The 2202-nt window shown below is 37.6% G+C and carries 1 protein-coding gene; it reads left to right on the top strand.

All coding sequences use genetic code 11. From position 1 onward, the window contains the following. On the top strand, nt 1–2202 hold a 2202-nt coding region (locus H5072_RS17470), incomplete at both ends, for a hypothetical protein (protein ID WP_220488687.1).

Raw genomic sequence — 2202 nt, 5'->3', positions numbered from 1 at the left:
AGTGTAATAGCTAATCCTAATTCTTCCGTGGGGGATGCTTTAACAACACTACGCGCAATTGAACTAAAGCTAACTAAGCCCGTTGAAGTAATTGATTATAAAAACAAAGAAAATCAGCAACAGCGAATCGCCACAGGCGAGTTATTAATACTTTCGCTTTATTTAAACTCATATTACTTAGGTGAAGTTGCAGCAATTAAAAGCGAGCAAAGTGTACAAGTTAGTTTAAGCGACTTATTTGATATTCTACAATTTGCAATGAATGTTGATGCTAGCAATCGAATTGCTCAAGGTGTTGGAGCAAATCAACAACCTCTTTTTCTAAATGCAGCGGTTACACCCGCTGTATTTACTAGTCCTACACAGAGCTACTTATTAGCAAAAAATCAAATTACCATTGAAGATGATATTTATGTAGATATTCAAAGTTTACATAATGCTTTAAATCTAGAGTTTAATATTGATTACCCAGATTTAGAATTACTTATAAGCTCAGAGATCCCCTTACCGGTTGAACAACAAAGATACAGACAGTCGCGCAACCTAAAATCACCTAACAAGAGATCGCCACCTACGCTCCCATGGAAAGCTAGCCCATATAAAGCGCTATCTTCTCCGGTTGCCGACTTACAACTAAATTTTACCGCGAGCGATGATAGACATTCTACGAACTATTCACTTTTAGGCACTCAAGACTTTGCGTATTTATCTGCAGAGTATTTTTTGTCTGGACGAAGTACTGACTTACTTACCAACTCTAGGTTAACGTTTACAAAGCAAAACTTAGACAAAGAAATAAAAAACAGCTTCATGCCTACTGAAATATCTTTTGGTGATGTTATCGCCACGCAAGTAGGTAATAACTACAGTAGTCAGTATGGCCGAGGTGTTAAAGTTTCTAATAATGTAACCAGTAGAAAAATAGTTAATAACCAAGTTAACTTAAGCGGTGCTATACAGCCAGGTTGGGATGTAGAGCTGTATCGTAATGAAATATTAATAGACCAACAGCTTAGCCTCGCAGATGGGCGTTATATTTTTGATAATATAAACCTATTATTTGGAGCTAATAATTTTGAGCTTATTTTTTATGGGCCTCAAGGTCAAGTTGAGCGTAAAAGTGATTATTACTTTGTGGACGGAAATCAACTTAAGCAGGGACAAGGTAACTATGAATTGTCGGTTACTGAACAAGGCAAGCAGTTACTAAATAACAATGTTTCAAGCTCGCAGGGGCAGGGTTGGCAAGTTGCGGGTAGATATGAGCAAGGGCTTACAGATAATATATCTGTATACACTGCTACATCAGGTCAAAAAAATACGGATGAAGATCTACTTAAGTATGCATTTGGTACCAACATAAGCTTGTTTGACCGATTATTATTAAATGCGAATGTTGAAAAAAATAATAACAATGAACAAGAATTTGAATTTACAGCCCGAACTCAAATTGCCGAACAATCACTACTTTTTAGCGCTACAAATCGTACCGACGAACAGCAGCAAGATTTTAACAGCTACCAAATAAATTTAGCTGGTGGGCTAATGAATAATACCTATGGACGCCTTTCTTATCAAAATAACGTCTTATATGACGATAGTGATATTAGAGGGCGTTTTAAACAAGTACGCAACCAGTTCAACTACTCATACTCAGGATTTGCACTAAGTAACCAATTGCTGTGGCAACAAGACGATAGCTCTAAGAGTACTTTTGGAACAACACGTTTTCAAAAGCGCTTTGGGAGAACCTACACAAGGTTTGGTATAGATTATAGTATATCGCCAGTAAGTGAGCTTGTTAGTTACGAGGCTGAGTTTAGCCGCAACTTGGGCCGAGATTTACAAGCCGAACTGACTATAACTGATTCCCTTCGTAATAATATTCAATCGGCCGAATTAGGACTCAATTGGCAAAGCGACAAGTTTAGTTTAACGAGTAACTTAAACTACAACAGTAACGATGATTGGCGGCTCGGTATTTATAGTCGTTTTAGCTTAGGGTTTGATGTTGAACACAACACATATTTTGTCTCTAAGCGCAGCTTAACTAACACGGGTAGTTTAATGTTACGCGTATTTTTAGATCAAAATAATAACGGTATTATGGATGATGATGAGCACGGTGTTGGCGGCGTAAAGGTAAAAGGCGTTCACAATTATCGTCAAGCAATTACAGACGAACACGGCGTTGCGCTATTA

The organism is Pseudoalteromonas sp. SR45-5, assembly GCF_014163565.1.
Classification (GTDB): domain Bacteria; phylum Pseudomonadota; class Gammaproteobacteria; order Enterobacterales; family Alteromonadaceae; genus Pseudoalteromonas; species Pseudoalteromonas distincta.
This window is presented reverse-complemented; position numbering and strand designations above follow the sequence as displayed.